A 17730-nucleotide genomic window follows, 5' to 3' on the forward strand; every position below is an offset into this window, starting at 1 on the left:
ATGAAGCTGTTCCACGGCTGGCTGTCGAGCGCTTCGCGCCGCGTGCGCCTGTGCCTGGCCGAGAAGGGCATCGACTACGACAGCGTCCCGGTCGACCTCGCGGCGCAGGAGCATCACACGCCCGCGTTCCTGGCGATGAACCCGAACGGCGTGGTGCCGGCGCTGGTGCTGGAAGACGGCCGCTTCCTGCATGAAAGCAGCACCATCTGCGAATACCTCGACGAGATCCAGCCGCAGCCGCCATTGCGGCCGGTCGATCCCTACCAGCGCGCCGTGATGCGTAATTTCGTGCGCTGGACCGACGAGAAGCTGCTGCCCCATCTGCTGGTCTTGAACTGGAGCCTGGCGTTGCAGCCGGTGGCAGCGCAGTGGAGCGATACGGCGCTGGCCGAGCGCCTCGCGCGCATCCCCACGCCCGAGCGCCGCGAGGCGTGGCTGCGTATCGCGCGGCGTCCCTATACCGCCGAGGAAAAGGGCGCGGCGCTGGACCAGTTGCTCGCGCTGGTGCCGCGCATGGAAGCCATGCTCGCCGACGGCGACTGGCTTTTGGGCGCGCAATACACGCTCGCCGACATTGCCGCCATCCCCTTTGCCGCGCGCATTGCCGAGCTGGCCCCGCAGGCGCTGGGCGCGCCTGTCGTGTCGGCATGGTGGCAGCGCGTGCAGGCGCGGCCTGCCTATGCCAGTGCGCGGCTGGAGCGCTTCGATGCCGCGCTGGCCAGCCGCGCTGACGGGCATGGAAACAACCACGGACACAACCACGGAGCTTGACCGATGCACACCGACGATTCCCTTCCCGCGCTCGACCTGGCAGGCCATGTCGCCACCATCACCCTGCGCCGCCCCGAGGTGGCCAACCGGCTCGGCCCGGATGACCTGGCCGCGCTGCTGCGGCATATCGAGGTGGTCAACGGCAGCGACGCGCGCGTGCTGCGGCTGCGCAGCAACGGCAAGTATTTCTGCAGCGGCTTCGATATCGGCAAGCTCGCCGCGGGCGAGCGCGGCATCGGCTTCGAGCCGATGGTCAACGCGCTGGAAGACTGCCGCGCCGTCACCATTGCCGAGATCCACGGCGGCGTCTACGGTGGCGGCACCGACCTGGCGCTGGCTTGCGACTTCCGGCTCGGCACCGACGTGGTGGACATGTTCATGCCGGCCGCGCGGCTCGGCCTGCATTTCTACCAGCGCGGCATGGAGCGCTATGTCAGCCGCCTGGGCCTGAACTACGCCAAGCGCCTGTTCCTGACCGCCGAGCGCCTCGATGCCGAGGAGATGCTGCGCTGTGGCTTTCTTACCGAGCTGCTGCCGGCCGAGCGCCTGCGCGAGCGTGCCGAACAGCTCAGCGCCACGGTGGCCGGGCTGGCGCCGCTGGCGGTACAGGGAATGAAGCGGCACCTGAATGCGATTGGCCGCGGCGCGCTGGATGCTGCGGCGCTGGCCGAGGACATCCGCCGCGCCACCCAGTCGCAAGACATCCGCGAAGGCGCGCTGGCATGGCAGGAGAAGCGCCCGCCGCGCTTCACCGGCACCTGAGCACGGCCGTTTCTCCAAGGGAAACCCACTAGAAGATCCCCTTTGCCTTTGGCACATAATGTGCAAGCGATGCCGGTGAAACGGCACACGCGAGCGGGCTACCCGCCGCCACAGAGGGGAGACAATGAGCAGTTCAACCGACAAGTTCTCGGCCACCATGCGCGCTGGGCTGGCCGACCTTGCCCGCCGCCTGCGCTTTGCCATGGAGGAAGGCGCGATCTGGCTCGACGAGCAGCGCATGATCCTGATCCACACCGCGGCGCTTGGCGCGCTGCGCAAGGAACTGGTGGACACCATGGGCATGGAGCGCGCGCGCGGCCTGTTCATGCGCATGGGCTTCCATTCCGGCATGCGCGATGCCGAAGTTGCGAAGAAGCTGCGCGCCGGCCAGAGCGATTTCGGGCAGCTCGAGATCGGACCGTGCCTGCACACCATCGAAGGCGTGGTCCGCGTCACGCCGGTCAAGGTCGATATCGATATTGCCGCCGGCATCTACGACGGCGAATTCCTCTGGGAAGACTCGTTCGAGGGCGACGTCCACCGGCAACTGTTCGGCATCGTCGACGAGCCCGCATGCTGGATGCAGATCGGCTATGCCACCGGCTACACCTCGGCGCTGATGGGCCGCACCATCCTTTATCGCGAGGTGGAATGCATTGCCTGCGGCCATGCGCACTGCCGCATCGTCGGCAAGCCGGTCGAGGCCTGGGAAGACGGCCAGCAGGTGCTGGCGCTGTACCAGCCGGATCCCGTGATCGAAACCATCATGGCGCTGCAGAGCGAGGTCGAAAACCTGCGCGCGCTGCAGGAAACGCGCGCGACCCCGGCCGATCTGGTCGGCAGTTCGCCCGGCTTCCGTGCTGCATGGAACCTGCTGCAGCGCGCCGCAGCGAGCAACGTGACGGTGCTGCTGCTGGGGGAGACCGGTGTTGGCAAGGAGCGTTTTGCGCAGGCGCTGCACAGTGTCAGCGGCCGTGCCGACAAGCCCTTCATCGCTGTCAACTGCGCAGCGATTCCCGATGAGCTGATCGAGTCTGAACTGTTCGGTGTGGAGAAGGGCGCCTTTACGGGCGCGCACCAGTCGCGGCCCGGCCGCTTCGAGCGCGCGCACGGCGGCACGCTGTTTTTGGACGAGCTGGGGGAGTTGTCGGCATCGGCGCAGTCCAAGCTGTTGCGGGTGCTGCAGGAGGGGGAAGTCGAGCGCGTGGGCGGCTCGGGGTCGCGCAAGGTCGATGTGCGGCTGGTGGCTGCAACCAACGTCGATCTCGCGCAGGCGGTCAAGGAAGGCACCTTCCGCAAGGATTTGTATTACCGGCTCAACGTGTATCCGGTGACGATTCCGCCGTTGCGAGAGCGGCTGGATGATATTCGTTTGTTGGCGGAACGCTTTGTGGCGCGCTATGGGGCGCGGCATGGCAAGCGCATTCTCGGCATTACGGATCGGGCATTGGCCGAGTTGCGGCGCTATGACTGGCCGGGGAATGTACGGGAGTTGGAGAACGTGATTGAGCGGGGGGTGATCCTTGCCAGCAACGGTGGTCAGATCGGTGCCGATCATCTGTTCCTGCCCGCCAGCGCTGCGCCGCCGGTGGATACCGCACCACGCCTTGGCGCTGGCGGGACTTTGCCAGAACTGCGTGAGGCGGCTGTGCATGCGCTGCTTGACCAGTTGTCGGAGCAGCAGCTGGCGCTGGGGGATGTGGAGACTGTGTTGATGGAGGCGGCGATGCAGCGGACCGATGGGAATATGAGCCAGGCGGCGCGGTTGTTAGGGATTACGCGGCCGCAGTTGGCTTATCGGTGGAAGATGAGAAGAGGGGGGAATTGACTCTTTTCTTGTTTGCCTGCGGCTTTTTATCTGATGGATATTTGATATGCCCGGTTCCGCCCTAAAGGGGCCGAGCCAAGACTTTCGGAGCCGATCGCCCTGTCGCCAGGACTGGCAGACCAACCAGGACCCGCGCGCCGCGCAGCCGAAGGCGTTCCTGCCTTGCCGCCAGCAGCAGGGGCCACCAACCCTCTGGGCTCGTTCAATCACCGCGTCAACCCGCAGCCACCGTAGTGCACCCGTGCGGCAGGCAGTCCTGCCTTGCAACGAAGCCCAGCCCCGCACGAAAGCCGCCGCCCACTACGATAAAAGTGGCCGCCCGCCCGGGGCAGCAAACGCGCTTTCTGGTGACTCTTTGTCGCTCGGACAAAGAGTTACCCGCCCTTCAGGGCGGAACCGGGCATATCAAATGTCCGCCAGATGCAAAGCCGAAAGGGATAACCCCACACCAGCTTCACCATTTGATCCATCCCCAATCCCAGCCCCCAGCCTAAGCGGCAGCGCAATGCTGCACCGCGCAGTCGAATTTCCATCACTACATCAGACTGTTAGCCGCAATCGCCCGCACCTCGCTGCTGCGCCGCAAGGTAAATAAGCCGACTTTCCTCCGCTACCCGCAAACGCCCACCCCAGGCGGCTTTTGATCATTTGATCAAACACTCCCCACAGCTTGATCAATCGATCGATTGCCACAATGCCAGCGCTTGCGGGTTAACGCTGACGCAATCCACCCCCATCCCCGCAATCCCTTATCCCACCGCGCTTTAAAGCCCTTGGCACGGTCTTCGCAGTAAGCCCCGCACCCAAGCCACTGCGAAGGAGCCTGCCATGACCGCCCCATCGGTCCCTCTGTTCGAAGCCACGCCTCGCTACGTCCGCGTCGAAAACCGTACGCCCGAAGGCTTCGTGCAATTCGCCTTCAGCGTGGCCGACCCCGACCTGAACGTCGAACTGATCATGCCCGAGCCGATGTTCGAAGCCTTCTGCTGCGTCAACCGCGTGCGCTTCCTGCCGCCGCTGACAGAAGCCCCGCAGCAAGACGAAGACTGACAAAGCAACACCACCCACCGCACCACAAGAGAGGGACACAGGAGACCAAGCGATGCAAGTCGACATCAAGACCCAGCAGATCCAGCCGCTGCGCCAGACCTACGGCCATGTGGCGCGCCGCTTCGGCGACAAGCCGGCGTCGCGCTACCAGGAGGCGACCTACGACGTGCAGTCGGAAGTCAACTTCCACTACCGCCCCACCTGGGACCCCGGCTTCGAGCTGTACGACAAGCGCCGCACTGCCATCGTGATGCAGGACTGGTACGCGCTGAAGGATCCGCGCCAGTACTACTACGGCGCCTACGTGACCACACGCGGCCGCCAGCAAGATGCCGCCGAGAAGAACTTTGCCTTCGTCGAGAAACGGGGCCTGCTGCAGGCCCTGCCGGCCGAATGGCAGGAACGCCTGGCCACGGGCCTGCTGCCGCTGCGCCACGTGGAGTGGGGCGCGAACATGAACAACTTCTATTGCGCCGACTACGGCTGGGGCACGGCGATCACGCAGGCCTGCACCTACTGCGCGATGGATCGCCTCGGCATCGCGCAGTACCTGTCGCGCATCGGCATGCTGCTCGACGGCAATACCGGCGTGGCGCTGGAGCGTGCCAAGGTGGCGTGGCTGGAAAGCGCCGCGTGGCAACCGCTGCGCCGCTATGTCGAGCACAGCTTCGTCACCGAGGACTGGTTCGAGACCTTCGTTGCGCAGAACCTGGTGCTCGACGGCCTGCTCTACCCGCTGGTCTACCAGCACGCCGATGCAGTCATCGTGCGCGCCTGCGGCACGGGCCTCGCCGTGCTGACCGAGTTCATGAACGACTGGCGCGACGAGCATGCGCGCTGGGTCGATGCCGTGATCCAGGCTGCCGCCACGGAGTCCGACGCCAACCGTGAGCTGCTATCCGGCTGGGCGCACGCCGCCGCCGCGCAGGTGGCCGAAGCGCTGGTGCCGGTCGCCGATGCGCTGACCGGCGCCGACGGCGCGCAGATGGTCGCGCTGTGCCGCGAGCAGTTCGTAATCCGCCTGAACAAGCTCGGCCTCGCCGCCTGAGCCCACGCACACAAGGACACACGGAGACAACACATGACGACCGCCGCCAACGTCTACATCGCCCTGCAGAACAACGACGACACCCGACCCATCATCGACGCCATCACCGAGGCCAACCCGCACGCCGTGGTCTCGCAGTTCCCGGCCATGGTCAAGATCGACGCCCCCGGCCACCTGACCATCGTGCGCGAACTGGTCGCAGGCAAGCTCGGCCGCGACTGGGACCTGCAGGAGATCCACCTCAACCTGATCTCGCTGTGCGGAAACATCGACGAAGACGAAGACGCCTTCACGCTGCGCTGGAACGCCTGACCCGCGCAAAAGACAACACGGAGACATCATGGACGCACGCAAGAAGCTCAACCTGCGCGAGAAGTACGCCTCGATGACGCGCGACCTCGCCTGGGAAACGACCTACGAGCCGATGGACAAGGTCTTTCCCTTCGACAAGTACGAAGGCATCCGCATCCACGACTGGGACAGGTGGGAAGACCCGTTCCGCATGACCATGGACGCGTACTGGAAATATCAGTCGGAGAAGGAGCGCAAGCTGTACGCGATCATCGACTCGTTCGTGCAGAACAATGGCCACCTCAACGTGTCCGACCCGCGCTACCTGAACGCGCTGCGGCTGTTCCTGACCGGCGTGACGCCGCTGGAATACGCCGCGCACCGCGGCTATGCCCACCTGGGCCGGCATTTCCGCGGCGCCGGCGCGCGCGTGGCGGCGCAGATGCAGTCGATCGACGAGCTGCGCCATGCGCAGACCCAGCTGCATACGCTGTCGGTCTACAACAAGTACTTCCACGGCTTCGGCGAATGGCGCCACATGCACGACCGAATCTGGTACCTGTCAGTGCCCAAGTCCTACTTTGAGGACGCGATGAGCGCGGGGCCGTTCGAGTTCATCACCGCGATCTCGTTCTCGTTCGAATACGTGCTGACCAACCTGCTGTTCATGCCGTTCATGTCGGGCGCGGCGTACAACGGCGACATGGCCACCGTGACCTTCGGCTTCTCGGCGCAGTCAGACGAGTCGCGCCACATGACGCTGGGGCTGGAGGTGGTCAAGTTCCTGTGCGAGCAGGATCCCGGCAACATCCCGATCCTGCAGAAGTGGCTCGACAAGTGGTTCTGGCGCGGCTTCCGCCTGCTGACGCTGGTCGGGATGATGATGGACTACATGCTGCCCAAGCGCGTGATGTCGTGGGCCGAGGCGTGGGAGATGTACTTCGAGCAGGCCGGCGGCGCGCTGTTCAAGGACCTGGAGCGCTACGGGCTGCGCATGCCCAAGTACCACGAGGTTGCCACCAAGACCAAGGACCGCATCACGCACGAGGCGTGGGGCACCTTCTACAACTACGCGGCCGCCGCCGGCTTCCACACCTGGGTGCCGAAGCAAGACGAAATGGCGTGGCTGGCCGAGAAATACCCGCAGACCTTCGAGCGCTACTACAAGCCGCGCCTGGACCACTGGCAAGAACGGCAGCAGGCCGGCGAGCGCTTCTATAACGCCACGCTGCCGATGCTGTGCCAGACCTGCCAGATTCCGATGGTGTTCTCGGAAGCGGACGATCCCACCCAGACCTGCTACCGCGAGAGCAGCTACCACGGCATGAAGTTCCACTTCTGCTCCGACGGCTGCAAGGACATCTTCGACGACGAGCCCGAGAAATACACGCAGGCCTGGCTGCCGGTGCACCAGATCTACCAGGGCAACTGCGGCGGCGCCACGCTGCCTGACGTGCTGCAGTGGTATCGCATCAACCAGGGCGCCGACAACCTCGACTTCGAGGGCTCGCAGGACCAGCGCAACTGGAACGCCTGGAAGGGCATCGCGCCGGCCGCCTGAGCGGACGCATAACAGACAAGGAGACAACCATGCCCGTCGTATCCATCGGCGACTACACCTTCGCGCCGGCCGACCGCGAAGACGCGTTCCACGGCAACCGCCTGCTCTACATCGGCTGGGACGGCCATCTGCTGTTCTGCGCGCCGCACTGCTTCCCGTTCGCGCCGTCGATGCCGCTGCGCGCGGTGGTGCAGGACGTGCTGCCCGGCGTCTACGGCTATCACCCGGACTTCGCCCGTATCGACTGGAGTGCGGTGCAGTGGCTGCGCGGCGGCCAGCCGTGGCAGCCCGACCTGGACCGCACGCTGGAAGAGAATGGCCTGGGCCATAAGGACGTGATCCGCTTCCGCACGCCGGGGCTGGACGGCATCGCTGGCAGCGGCAGCTGAGGCGGTACGCGCCAAGCAAGGAGACCAAGATGTATTCGCTGACCATTGAACCCATCGGCCAGACCATCCCCATCGCGCCGGGGCAGACCGTGCTGGACGCCTGCCTGCGCCACGGCGTGTGGCTGCCGCATGCCTGCTGCCACGGCCTGTGCGCCACCTGCAAGGTGCAGGTGGTCGACGGCGAGGTCGACCAGGGGGAGGCCTCCGGCTTCGCGCTGATGGACTTCGAGCGTGACAACGGACAGTGCCTGGCCTGCTGCGCCACCGCGCAGTCAGATCTGGTGATCGAGGCCGATATCGAGGAAGACGCCGATGCCGAAGGCCTGCCGCTGGCCGACTACCGTGCCGAGGTGGTCGCCACGCGCGCGCTGACGCCGACCATCCTTGGCATCTGGCTCAAGCCGAAGGACGGCCAGCGCGCCGCATTCCAGGCCGGCCAGTACCTGAACCTGCAGGTGCCGGGCTGCGACCAGCCGCGCGCGTTTTCGCTCGCCAGCAAGCCCGGCGACGAACTGGTCGAACTGCATGTGCGGCGCGTGCCCGGCGGCCCGGCCACCACATGGCTGCACGAGCAACTGGCGGCAGGCAGCGAACTGCGCTTCTCGGCTCCGTACGGGCGCTTCTTCGTACGCAAGTCGGCGCAGGCGCCGATGCTGTTCCTGGCCGGTGGCTCAGGCCTGTCCAGCCCGCGCTCCATGATCCTGGACCTGCTCGCCGCCGGCGAAACGCTGCCGATCACGCTGGTGCAGGGCGCGCGCAACCGCGGCGAGCTGTACTACGACGACGAGTTCCACGCGCTGGCGAAGGCGCATGCCAACTTCCGCTATGTGCCGGCGCTGTCGGACGAGCCCGCCGACAGCGGCTGGGACGGCGCGCGTGGCTACGTGCATGACGTGCTGCACCAGCTCTATGCAGTGGACGGCAACGCCGATTTCCGCGGCCACAAGGCTTACCTGTGCGGCCCGCCGCCGATGATCGAGGCCTGCATCCGCACGCTGATGCAGGGTCGCCTGTTCGAGACGGATATCCACACGGAGAAGTTCCTGTCCGCGGGCGATGCGCAGAACAGCGCGCGCAGCCCGCTGTTCAAGATCTGAGAGGGGAGGCCATGCATGCATACCGTGGAAATCACCGGCAGCGGCCAGCGCTACGCGTGCGCGCCGGAGCAGAACTTGTTGCGGGCAATGGAAGTACTGGGCCAGCGTGGCATTCCCGCCGGCTGCCGCGGTGGCGGTTGCGGCGTGTGCAAGGTGCGCATTGAGGCCGGGCAGTACCACGTCGGCAAGATGAGCCGCACCTGCCTGTCCGAGTCGGAGCAGCGCGACGGACTGGTGCTGGCCTGCAAGACCTATCCCGACAGCGATATCCGGCTGCGCCCGGTGGCGCTTCTGCAGCGCTGCCTGGAGCGGCATGCCGGCAAACGCGATCACGCATGACCAAGCAGTGAACACACACACAAGGAGACTGACATGGCATTGACTGGCGTATTGCGCCCGGGGCACGTGGCCCTGCGCGTGCTGGAGCTGGAACCGGCGGTAAAGCACTACACCGAGGTCCTCGGCCTGATCGAAACCGCCCGCGACCAGCAGGGCCGCGTGTTCCTGAAGGCGTGGGACGAGCACGACCACCACAGCGTGGTGCTGCGCGAGGCCGACAGCCCGGGCATGGACTACATGGGCTTTCGGGTCGACAGCGGCCGCACGCTGGAGCGGCTGGCGCGGGAGGTCGAGCAATCGGGGCTGGCCACCGATTGCCAGTGGATCGCCGCGGGAGAGCATCCGCATACCGGCGTGCGCTTCCGCTTCACGATTCCCACTGGTCATGCGATGGAGCTGTTCGCGGACAAGGACAAGCTCGGCTGCAATACCGGCGACCTCAACCCCGATCCCTGGCCGGACGACCTGCGCGGCATGGCGCCCAGCCGCTTCGACCACTGCCTGCTGTATGGCGACGATGTCGACGGCACCGTGAAACTGTTTCGCGAAGTGCTGGGGTTCTCGCTGGCGGAGCAGGTGGTGGCCGGGCCGGATGGCGAGGTACTGATCGGTGCCTTCCTGACGTGCTCGAACAAGGCGCATGACGTGGCCTTTATCCGGCATCCGGAGAAGAACCGCTTCCACCATGCGTCGTTCCTTCTTGACAGCTGGAGCGAGGTGCTGAAGGCGGCGGACATCATTTCCAAGAAGGACGTGTCGCTGGATATCGGTCCGACGCGGCATGGGATTACGCGCGGGGCGACGATCTACTTCTTCGATCCGTCGGGGAACCGGAACGAGGTGTTTTCCGGTGGGTATATCCACTACCCGGACAAGCCGACGATCACTTGGACGGACAACGAGCTGGGCAAGGCGATCTTCTATCACGACCGCAAGCTGAATGAGGCGTTTTTGAATGTGCTGACCTGAGCGGCACCACTGGTTTGCTCCCCTCTCCCGCCTGCGGGAGAGGGGCCGGGGGAGAGGGCGGCGCAAGCATACCGGCACGCTTCACTTCGTTGATGCATCGGCCCTCTCCCCCACCCCTCTCCCGCGCGCGGGAGAGGGGAGCGAATGCCAGGAATAGCGGCCAGCCCCGCCGCACTCGCTGGCGGAAGCCCGTTCCAGCACCCAACACCAGAGAACCAACATGAAAGACTTCAAGAACTTCATCAACGGCGAGTGGGTCGGCACCTCCCGCACGTTCCCCAATCGCAACCCGGCCGACAACACCCTGATCGGCCACGTCCACGAAGCCGGCCAGGCCGAAGTCGACGCCGCCGTGCAGGCCGCGCGCAATGCGCTGCACGGCCCCTGGGGCCGCATGACCGTCGCGCGGCGCGTCGAACTGCTGCACGCCGTCGCCGACGGCATCAACCGCCGCTTCGAGGAATTCGTGCAGGCCGAGATCGCCGATACCGGCAAGCCCTATGCGCTCGCCAGCCATATCGACATCCCCCGTGGCGCGGCCAACTTCAAGGTCTTCGCCGACCTGATCCGCAACGTGCCGAGCGAAAGCTTCGCCATGGATACGCCGGATGGCGGCAAGGCCATCAACTATGCGGTGCGCAGCCCGCGCGGCGTGATCGGCGTGGTCTGCCCGTGGAACCTGCCGTTGCTGCTGATGACGTGGAAGGTCGGCCCCGCGCTGGCCTGCGGCAACACTGTGGTGGTCAAGCCGTCCGAGGAAACGCCCGCCACCGCCACCCTGCTGGGCGAAGTCATGAACGAGGCCGGCGTGCCGCCGGGTGTCTACAACGTCGTCCACGGCTTCGGCCCGGATTCCGCCGGCGCCTTCCTGACGGCGCATCCGCAAGTCAACGGCATTACCTTCACCGGCGAAACGCGCACCGGCGAGGCCATCATGAAATCCGCCGCCAACGGCGTGCGTCCGGTGTCGTTTGAATTGGGTGGCAAGAACGCAGGCATCGTCTTCGCCGATGCCGATTTCGACAAGGCCGTCGCCGGCATCACCCGCTCGGCGTTCGAGAACAGCGGCCAGGTTTGCCTGGGCACCGAACGCGTCTATGTGCAGCGCCCCATCTTCGAGCGCTTCGTTGCCGCACTCAAGGAAAAGGCCGAAGGGCTGAAGCTGGGCGCACCCACCGAACCCGGCGTCAACCTGGGCCCGCTGGTCTCGCACGAGCACCGCGACAAGGTGCTGTCCTACTACCGCAAGGCCGCCGAGGAAGGCGCCACGGTGGTCGCCGGCGGCGGCGTGCCGCAGATGCCGGGCAAGCTCGCCGAAGGCGCATGGGTGCAGCCGACCATCTGGACCGGCCTGCCCGAAAGCGCCGCGGTGATCCGCGAGGAAATCTTCGGGCCGTGCTGCCATATCGCGCCGTTCGACACCGAGGAAGAAGTCATCGCGCTGGCCAATGCCACGCCCTACGGCCTCGCCGCCACCGTGTGGACCGGTGACCTCGGCACCGCGCACCGCATGGGCAGCGCGCTGGAAGTCGGCATCTGCTGGATCAACGCGTGGTTCCTGCGCGACCTGCGCACCGCCTTCGGCGGCGCGAAGCAATCCGGCATCGGCCGCGAAGGCGGCGTCCATTCGCTCGAGTTCTACACCGAGCTGCGCAACGTCTGCGTCAAACTGTGAGCCCCCACATGCAAAGCGAACGAATCCGCGAAATCGGCGCCAGCCTGCACCAGGCGCTGGCGAGCCGCCGCCCGCTGGCACCGCTGACCGAGTCCTGGCCCGACCTGACCCTGGACGATGCCTACCGTATCCAGCTAGCCATGGTGCAGCACCGGCTCGACGCCGGCGAGCGCGTGGTCGGCAAGAAGATCGGCGTAACCAGCCGCGTGGTGATGGACATGCTGGACGTGCGCCAGCCTGACTTCGGCCATTTGCTGTCGGGCATGGTGTATGCCGACGGCGCTGCCATTGCCGCCGAATCCCTGATCGCGCCCAAGGCGGAAGGCGAAATTGCCTTCGTGCTCAAGGACGACCTGGAAGGCCCCGGCGTGACCAATGCCGATGTGCTGCGCGCCACCGCGTACGTGCTGCCGTGCTTCGAGATCGTCGACTCGCGCATCCGCGACTGGAAGATCCGCATCCAGGACAGCGTCGCCGACAACGCCTCCTCGGGCGTGTTCGTGCTGGGCGATGCCGCGGTCGATCCGCGCCGGCTCGACCTCGGCACGGTCGGCATGACGCTGGAGAAGAACGGCGAGATCGTCGCCACCGGCGCCGGCGCGGCCGCGCTCGGCCATCCCGCCAATGCGGTGGCATGGCTGGCCAACACGCTCGGCCGGCTGGGGCTCGGCCTGAAGCGCGGCGAGGTGATCCTGTCGGGCTCGCTGGCCGCAATGGTGCCGGTGGCCGCCGGCGACCAGCTGCGCATCAGCCTGGGCGGCATCGGCTCGGCCGGCGTGCGCTTCGTCTGACCCCTTTCAACCTTCAGCAGGACATAACATGAACCTCACCCAAGACGCCATCGCCCGGCTGGCCGAGCACCTGGAAAATGCCGAGCTGCACCGGGAAGCCGTGCCGAAGATCACCGACGCGCATCCGGAGATGGACTGGGACGACGCCTACGCCATCCAGGACGCGATTCGCGCGCGCAAGGAGGCACGCGGCACCCGCATCGCCGGGCTCAAGATGGGCCTCACCTCGTTCGCCAAGATGCGCCAGATGGGCGTGAGCGAACCGGTCTACGGCTTCCTTACCGACTACGGCGCCTGCATGGACGGCGCCGCCATCGATACCTCATCGCTGATCCACCCCAAGGTCGAGGCCGAGATCGCTTTCGTGCTCAAGGCCCCGCTGAAGGGCCCCGGCTGCCATATCGGCGACGTGCTGGCCGCGACCGACTTCGTGGTGCCGGCGGTGGAGGTAATCGACTCGCGCTACGAGAACTTCCGCTTCGACCTCAAGAGCGTGATTGCCGACAACACCTCGTCGGCGCGCTTCGTGGTGGGCGGCAGCCACCGCGGCGCAGACGGTCTCGACCTGAAAACCCTCGGCGTAGTGCTGGAGAAGAACGGCGAGGTGGTGGCCACTGCCGCCGGCGCAGCGGTGCTGGGCCATCCCGCCAACAGCGTTGCCATGCTGGCCAACATGCTGGGTGCGCGCGGCCGCGAACTGCCCGCGGGAACCTTCATCATGACCGGCGGCGTGACCGAGGCCATCGCGGTCGCTGCCGGCGACAGCATCACCGTGCGCTACCAGCATCTCGGCACGGTCTCGATGCGCTTCACCTGAACCCACGCCGCGAACGCATTGGAAGGAGACACACCATGCCGATCATGCAGGTCTTCCTGATCGAAGGCCGTACCGAAGAACAGAAGGCGCGCCTCATCCGCGCGCTGACCGATGCCGCGGTGGAAGCGGTGGGCGCGCCGGTGGACACCGTACGCGTGATGATCACCGAGGTGCCGAAGACGCAATTCGGCATCGGCGGCGCCACCGCCAAGGCGCTGGGGCGCTGAGCGCTGCGACCAGGACAACGGAAATCATGGAGAGGACCGCAATATGGATATGAAAGCAAACGCCCGGCTGAGCAAGCGCTGCATGGTGGGCGGGCAGGAGGACATGATTGTCGACGTGGCGCTGGATCTGCTGGCGCGGCGGGAGAGTCAGGGAGGCCGCCACCGGCGCCGGTCCGGAGCGTAGTGGCAGCGACAGCATGCGGCCATGGCGCTGTGGCCGGCTACTGCACCACCCGTGTTGCGACGAAGGTGCCGTTAGGCTGATGGAACACCAGCGTAGCGGCCTCGCCGTCTTCTGACACGCGGCACGCCACGCGGAACTGCGGCAGCCCCTCGACCTGGAATACGGTGTCATGGAGCGCGAGCAGGCGCCGGGTCGGCTGGCCGGTCATGTCGAGCACCAGCCCGCCCGCGGCATCGGCGCCGATGTCGATGCGTGTGCCGGCATGGCGGTATTCGCCGATCCAGCGGGCGTGTGTGCCGGCGTCGGCAGCGACAGCCGCGGCGCCGCCGGCGGTGCGCCGGAACACAATGTCTTCGACCAGCGGCTCGAACGGCGCGGCGATGCGGTCGATGTGGCCATCTCGGTCATAGAGGAACGTCAGCGCGAGATTGTCGGGATGAATCTCGGTGAGCTTCTCCGCCGTGGTGAAGACATCGTAGTGCCGATGCGTGAGCTTGCCGGTCATGCCGCGCCATTGCCAGGCAAGCCCGGCGCCGTCGCTTTCGATGATGATCTCGCCGTAGGCAGGATGTGCATAGATGCCGGCGTATTCGTGCAGCGCGTGGCTGGGCGTTGTATCGGGGCGCCGCTGGGCCAATTGCGCTGCCTTGTCGGTGCGCATCTGCGCCAGCATCTCCTGCCGCCTGGTTCGCAGCCGGCCGAACCAGTCGATCGGCGCATGGCCGCACAGGCGATCGAGCGCGGCATAGGTCAGCAGCGCGGTCACTGCGCTCGGCGCGCGGTTGGTCAGCACCGCGATGCCGATGCGCCGCGCCGGCAGCAGCGTCATCAGTCCTGCCCATCCGAGCCAGCTGCCGGAGTGCGAGACGGTGCGTTCGCCGCGGTAGTGTTCCACCGTCAGGCCGAGCCCGTAATGGATATCACCGACCTCATCGTATTCCGCACGGCAGACATGCACGCGCGGCGCCGTCATGTCGCGCACGATCGGCGGCGACAGCAGCGGCTGGCCATCGGCCTTGCCTTCGTCGAGCAGGCAGCGCATCCACCTGGCAAAGTCTTCGACCGACGCGTTGAGCCCGCCCGCCGCGGTCGCCCGGATAGGCGCCCAGGCGGCACGCAGGCATTCGCCGCGATCCATTACGTGCGGGTGGGCATGGTCGGGCTCTGCGGCCAGCGCTTGCGTCGAAAAGCTGAAGCGCGAGAACCCCAGCGGGCGCAGCAGGCGTTCAGCGGTAAAGTCCTCCCAGCGCTGCCCGGTGATGCGCTCTGCCACATGGCCGGCAATGACGTAGCCAAGGTTCTGGTACTGCCACACTTCACGGAAGCCGCGGCTGGGCGCGAGATGCGGCAGGCGGTCGAGCATCTGCCTGATGTCGAGGTCCCCAGGCGAGTGGATCCAGTCGTGGCGCGGCAGGCCGCTCTGGTGGCTGAGCAGGTCGCGCACCGTGAGGCTTGCCGTTGCGACCGGATCTTGCAGGCGGAAGCCCGGTACCACGTCGCGCACTGGCGTTGACCAGTCAAGTTCGCGTGCGTCGACCAACAGGCCAAGTCCGGCAGCGGTCAGGGACTTGGTCAGCGAACATAGCAGGAACTGCGTGGACGCCGTCACCGGTGCCGGCTCGGCCATGTCGCGTACACCGTAGCCCTTGACCAGCATCGGTTCGCCGTCGTGCAGGATCGCGAGCGCGAGGCCCGGGATCTTCCAGTCGTCCATCGCGGCCTGCACCAGCGCGTCAAAGCCTTCCAGCATCTGTGGTCTCCGAAGGGATTCGTTTGCCCTCGCAGTTTGCCACCGCCATGCGGCGTGGACGTCCCCCAGGGCTGCGGGCAAGCGCAAATTGTGGCCCCAGACTCACATGCTGGACAGAAGCGAGGCACTTTGCCTGGCGTCCCCACTCTCGTAGGGATCAGTTCGCCGTCCCGCTGCCGTTAGCCACGGCAACATAGAGCACGGAAACGCGCGATGACGCACGGGCAATGCACCCGGCGCGCGCTGCGCGGATGCCGAGCCGACCAGCAGGAACGGGTGCGCAGCGTTGCATGCGGCAATGGCATGCAGTGGCAACTTTTGCCATTTCAAAACAAGGCAAGCGCATCGTCTGACCGGACGGTAAGGGGGAGTGATCATGGATTTCAAGAGTCTGTCTATCCGCACGCGGCTGCTGGCCGGGTTCGGCACACTGGCGGGCGTGGTGCTCGTGGTTTCGGGCTATTCGCTGCATGCGCTGGGCGACGCCACCGAGGGCTTCAACGACTATCTCAACGGGCTGAACGCGCGTGCAGAGATGGCGGCGCAGGTGCGCAGCGCGGTGGACCGCCGCGCGATCGCGGCACGCAACCTGGTGCTGGTGACGGATCCGGCCGACGTGGAGCGCGAGAAGGCCGAGGCGCTGCGCGCGCACCAGGACGTGCAGGCGCGGCTGGCGCGGCTCAACGAGATGGTGCGCCAGCCCGACGTCAGCGACGAAGCGCGCAAGCTGGTCGAGGACGTGGCCAAGGTCGAAGCGCAGTACGGGCCGGTGGCCACCGCCATTGTCGGCATGGCGGTGGAGCGCAAGGTCGAGGAAGCGGTATCGCGCATCGACAAGCAATGCCGTCCGCTGCTGACGGCGCTGATCAAGGCGACCGACGCGTACGCGGAGTTCACCAAGGCGCGCCAGAAGGAGATGGAACGCAAGCTGGAGGCCGACTATGAGCACCAGCGCAACCTGCTGATCCTGATCTCGCTGGTGTCGGCGGCTATTGCGGCGGCGGGCGGGATCCTGATCACGCGCGCGATCACGCGGCCGATCGAACGCGCCGTCGACGTGGCCGGCACCGTTGCAGCGGGCGACCTGGGTGCGCGCATCGAGGTGGACCGCAACGACGAGACCGGCCGCCTGCTGGCAGCGCTGCGCGACATGAACGAGCGCCTGACCGCCACCGTCACGCAGGTGCGCGCCAGCAGCGCCAATATCGCGCTGTCGACCAGAGAGATCGCCACCGGCAATGCCGACCTGAGCAGCCGCACCGAAGAGCAGGCGGCGTCGCTGGAACAGACCGCGGCCAGCATGGAAGAGCTGACCGAGACCGTGCGCCAGAACACCGACAACGCGCGCCACGCCAGCGAGCTGGCGCGCAATGCCGCCGACGTTGCGCAGCGCGGCAGCACCACCGTGCAACGCGTGGTCGGCACCATGCAGGACATCAGCGCCAGCTCGGCCAAGATTGCAGAGATCACCGGCATCATCGAAGGCATTGCATTCCAGACCAATATCCTGGCGCTCAACGCCGCGGTCGAAGCGGCGCGCGCGGGCGAGCAGGGGCGCGGCTTCGCGGTGGTGGCCAGCGAGGTGCGCGGGCTGGCGCAGCGGTCCTCGAGCGCGGCCAAGGAGATCAAGGAACTGATCGAGGCTTCGGGCCGCCAGGTGCGGGACGGCTCGTCGCTCGCCAGCGAAGCCGGCCAGACCATGGCCGAGGTGACGCAGGCAGTGGCGCGCGTGACCGGCATCGTGGAAGACATTGCCACGGCGTCGGTCGAGCAGAGCCGCGGGATCGAGCAGGTCAACCAGGCCATCGTGCAGATCGACCAGGTGACGCAGCAGAACGCGTCGCTGGTGAACGAGGCCGCCACGGCATCGCGCGCGCTGGAAGAGCAGGGGCGCGAACTGAACGAGGTGGTGGCGTTCTTCCGGCTGCCGGGCGAGGGTGGCGGACGCGCGGTGTCGGGTGCGGCAAGTGCGGCGTGCCGTCAGGCAGGCGCGCTGGCGACGGCGTAGCGCTGCCGTGCCCCGGAACCGTTGTTAACCGGGGACGACGCCTCAGTTCGTGGGTGCAAGCCGGCAAGTGCAAGACGTGCGTTGAGCTCTCTCCCGCATGCGAGAGAGCGGCAAAACGTGGGCGGCGGATGCATTGGGGGACCGGGACGGGTAGACTTGCCTGTCCCACGTCA

The 17730-nt window shown here is 66.5% G+C and carries 17 protein-coding genes and 1 pseudogene; 17 read left to right on the forward strand and 1 reads right to left on the reverse strand.

Features of this window, described 5'->3' with window-relative positions; all coding sequences use genetic code 11:
* From ACIP1U_RS25635 to ACIP1U_RS25710, 16 genes and pseudogenes are all read left to right on the forward strand, one after another.
* Complete coding sequence (locus ACIP1U_RS25635) at window positions 1–771, forward strand: glutathione S-transferase family protein (protein ID WP_400321092.1); 771 nt, start codon at window positions 1–3, stop codon at window positions 769–771.
* A gap of 3 nt (window positions 772–774) precedes the next feature.
* Entirely contained in the window at window positions 775–1533 is a 759-nt protein-coding gene (locus ACIP1U_RS25640; protein ID WP_400321094.1) for an enoyl-CoA hydratase/isomerase family protein, read from the forward strand.
* 124 nt (window positions 1534–1657) lie between these two features.
* Entirely contained in the window at window positions 1658–3361 is a 1704-nt protein-coding gene (gene poxR, locus ACIP1U_RS25645; RefSeq protein WP_400321097.1) for a phenol degradation transcriptional regulator PoxR, read from the forward strand.
* Between the two features lie 828 nt (window positions 3362–4189).
* Window positions 4190–4411 carry a phenol hydroxylase subunit gene (locus ACIP1U_RS25650; RefSeq protein ID WP_400321099.1) on the forward strand — a complete coding sequence of 74 codons (222 nt, stop codon included), beginning with the start codon at window positions 4190–4192 and terminating at the stop codon, window positions 4409–4411.
* Between the two features lie 52 nt (window positions 4412–4463).
* Window positions 4464–5459, forward strand: coding sequence for an aromatic/alkene monooxygenase hydroxylase subunit beta (locus ACIP1U_RS25655; protein ID WP_400321102.1), 996 nt, complete (start codon window positions 4464–4466; stop codon window positions 5457–5459).
* Between the two features lie 33 nt (window positions 5460–5492).
* Window positions 5493–5771 (forward strand): MmoB/DmpM family protein, encoded by a 279-nt coding sequence (locus ACIP1U_RS25660; RefSeq protein ID WP_133094759.1) that lies wholly within the window; start codon window positions 5493–5495, stop codon window positions 5769–5771.
* 28 nt (window positions 5772–5799) lie between these two features.
* The gene (locus ACIP1U_RS25665) at window positions 5800–7311 is read left to right on the forward strand and encodes an aromatic/alkene/methane monooxygenase hydroxylase/oxygenase subunit alpha (RefSeq protein ID WP_400321104.1); all 1512 of its coding nucleotides are present in this window, start codon (window positions 5800–5802) and stop codon (window positions 7309–7311) included.
* A 29-nt stretch (window positions 7312–7340) separates the two neighbouring features.
* On the forward strand, window positions 7341–7700 hold the full coding sequence (locus ACIP1U_RS25670) for a phenol hydroxylase subunit P4 (protein WP_400321106.1): 360 nt from the start codon (window positions 7341–7343) through the stop codon (window positions 7698–7700).
* A gap of 29 nt (window positions 7701–7729) precedes the next feature.
* Window positions 7730–8797, forward strand: coding sequence for an NADH:ubiquinone reductase (Na(+)-transporting) subunit F (locus tag ACIP1U_RS25675; RefSeq protein ID WP_400321109.1), 1068 nt, complete (start codon window positions 7730–7732; stop codon window positions 8795–8797).
* A 15-nt stretch (window positions 8798–8812) separates the two neighbouring features.
* Window positions 8813–9136 (forward strand): 2Fe-2S iron-sulfur cluster binding domain-containing protein, encoded by a 324-nt coding sequence (locus ACIP1U_RS25680; protein ID WP_400321112.1) that lies wholly within the window; start codon window positions 8813–8815, stop codon window positions 9134–9136.
* Window positions 9137–9169: 33 nt separating this feature from the next.
* Window positions 9170–10105, forward strand: a complete 936-nt coding sequence (locus tag ACIP1U_RS25685; protein WP_400321115.1) for a catechol 2,3-dioxygenase — start codon at window positions 9170–9172, stop codon at window positions 10103–10105.
* 220 nt (window positions 10106–10325) lie between these two features.
* Window positions 10326–11780: a 2-hydroxymuconic semialdehyde dehydrogenase gene (locus tag ACIP1U_RS25690; RefSeq protein ID WP_400321117.1), complete on the forward strand. Its 1455-nt coding sequence runs from the start codon at window positions 10326–10328 to the stop codon at window positions 11778–11780.
* Window positions 11781–11788: 8 nt separating this feature from the next.
* Complete coding sequence (gene dmpE / locus ACIP1U_RS25695) at window positions 11789–12571, forward strand: 2-oxopent-4-enoate hydratase (protein ID WP_400321119.1); 783 nt, start codon at window positions 11789–11791, stop codon at window positions 12569–12571.
* A 28-nt stretch (window positions 12572–12599) separates the two neighbouring features.
* Window positions 12600–13388 carry a 2-oxo-3-hexenedioate decarboxylase gene (dmpH, locus tag ACIP1U_RS25700; protein ID WP_400321121.1) on the forward strand — a complete coding sequence of 263 codons (789 nt, stop codon included), beginning with the start codon at window positions 12600–12602 and terminating at the stop codon, window positions 13386–13388.
* A gap of 17 nt (window positions 13389–13405) precedes the next feature.
* Window positions 13406–13615 carry a 2-hydroxymuconate tautomerase gene (locus tag ACIP1U_RS25705; RefSeq protein WP_400321241.1) on the forward strand — a complete coding sequence of 70 codons (210 nt, stop codon included), beginning with the start codon at window positions 13406–13408 and terminating at the stop codon, window positions 13613–13615.
* Between the two features lie 67 nt (window positions 13616–13682).
* Window positions 13683–13799 (forward strand): annotated as a pseudogene (locus ACIP1U_RS25710) (hypothetical protein); the annotation flags it as partial.
* A 37-nt stretch (window positions 13800–13836) separates the two neighbouring features.
* Here ACIP1U_RS25710 and ACIP1U_RS25715 read toward each other — a convergent pair.
* On the reverse strand, window positions 13837–15549 hold the full coding sequence (locus ACIP1U_RS25715; RefSeq protein WP_400321124.1) for a serine hydrolase: 1713 nt from the start codon (window positions 15547–15549) through the stop codon (window positions 13837–13839).
* Window positions 15550–15925: 376 nt separating this feature from the next.
* Here ACIP1U_RS25715 and ACIP1U_RS25720 point away from each other — a divergent pair, with 376 nt between their 5' ends.
* A complete protein-coding gene (locus tag ACIP1U_RS25720; protein WP_400321127.1) occupies window positions 15926–17557 on the forward strand; it encodes a methyl-accepting chemotaxis protein in 1632 nt (543 codons plus the stop codon).
* Window positions 17558–17730 lie beyond the last annotated feature (173 nt).

The sequence above is a fragment of the Cupriavidus sp. NPDC089707 genome, assembly GCF_044748965.1.
GTDB lineage: Bacteria > Pseudomonadota > Gammaproteobacteria > Burkholderiales > Burkholderiaceae > Cupriavidus.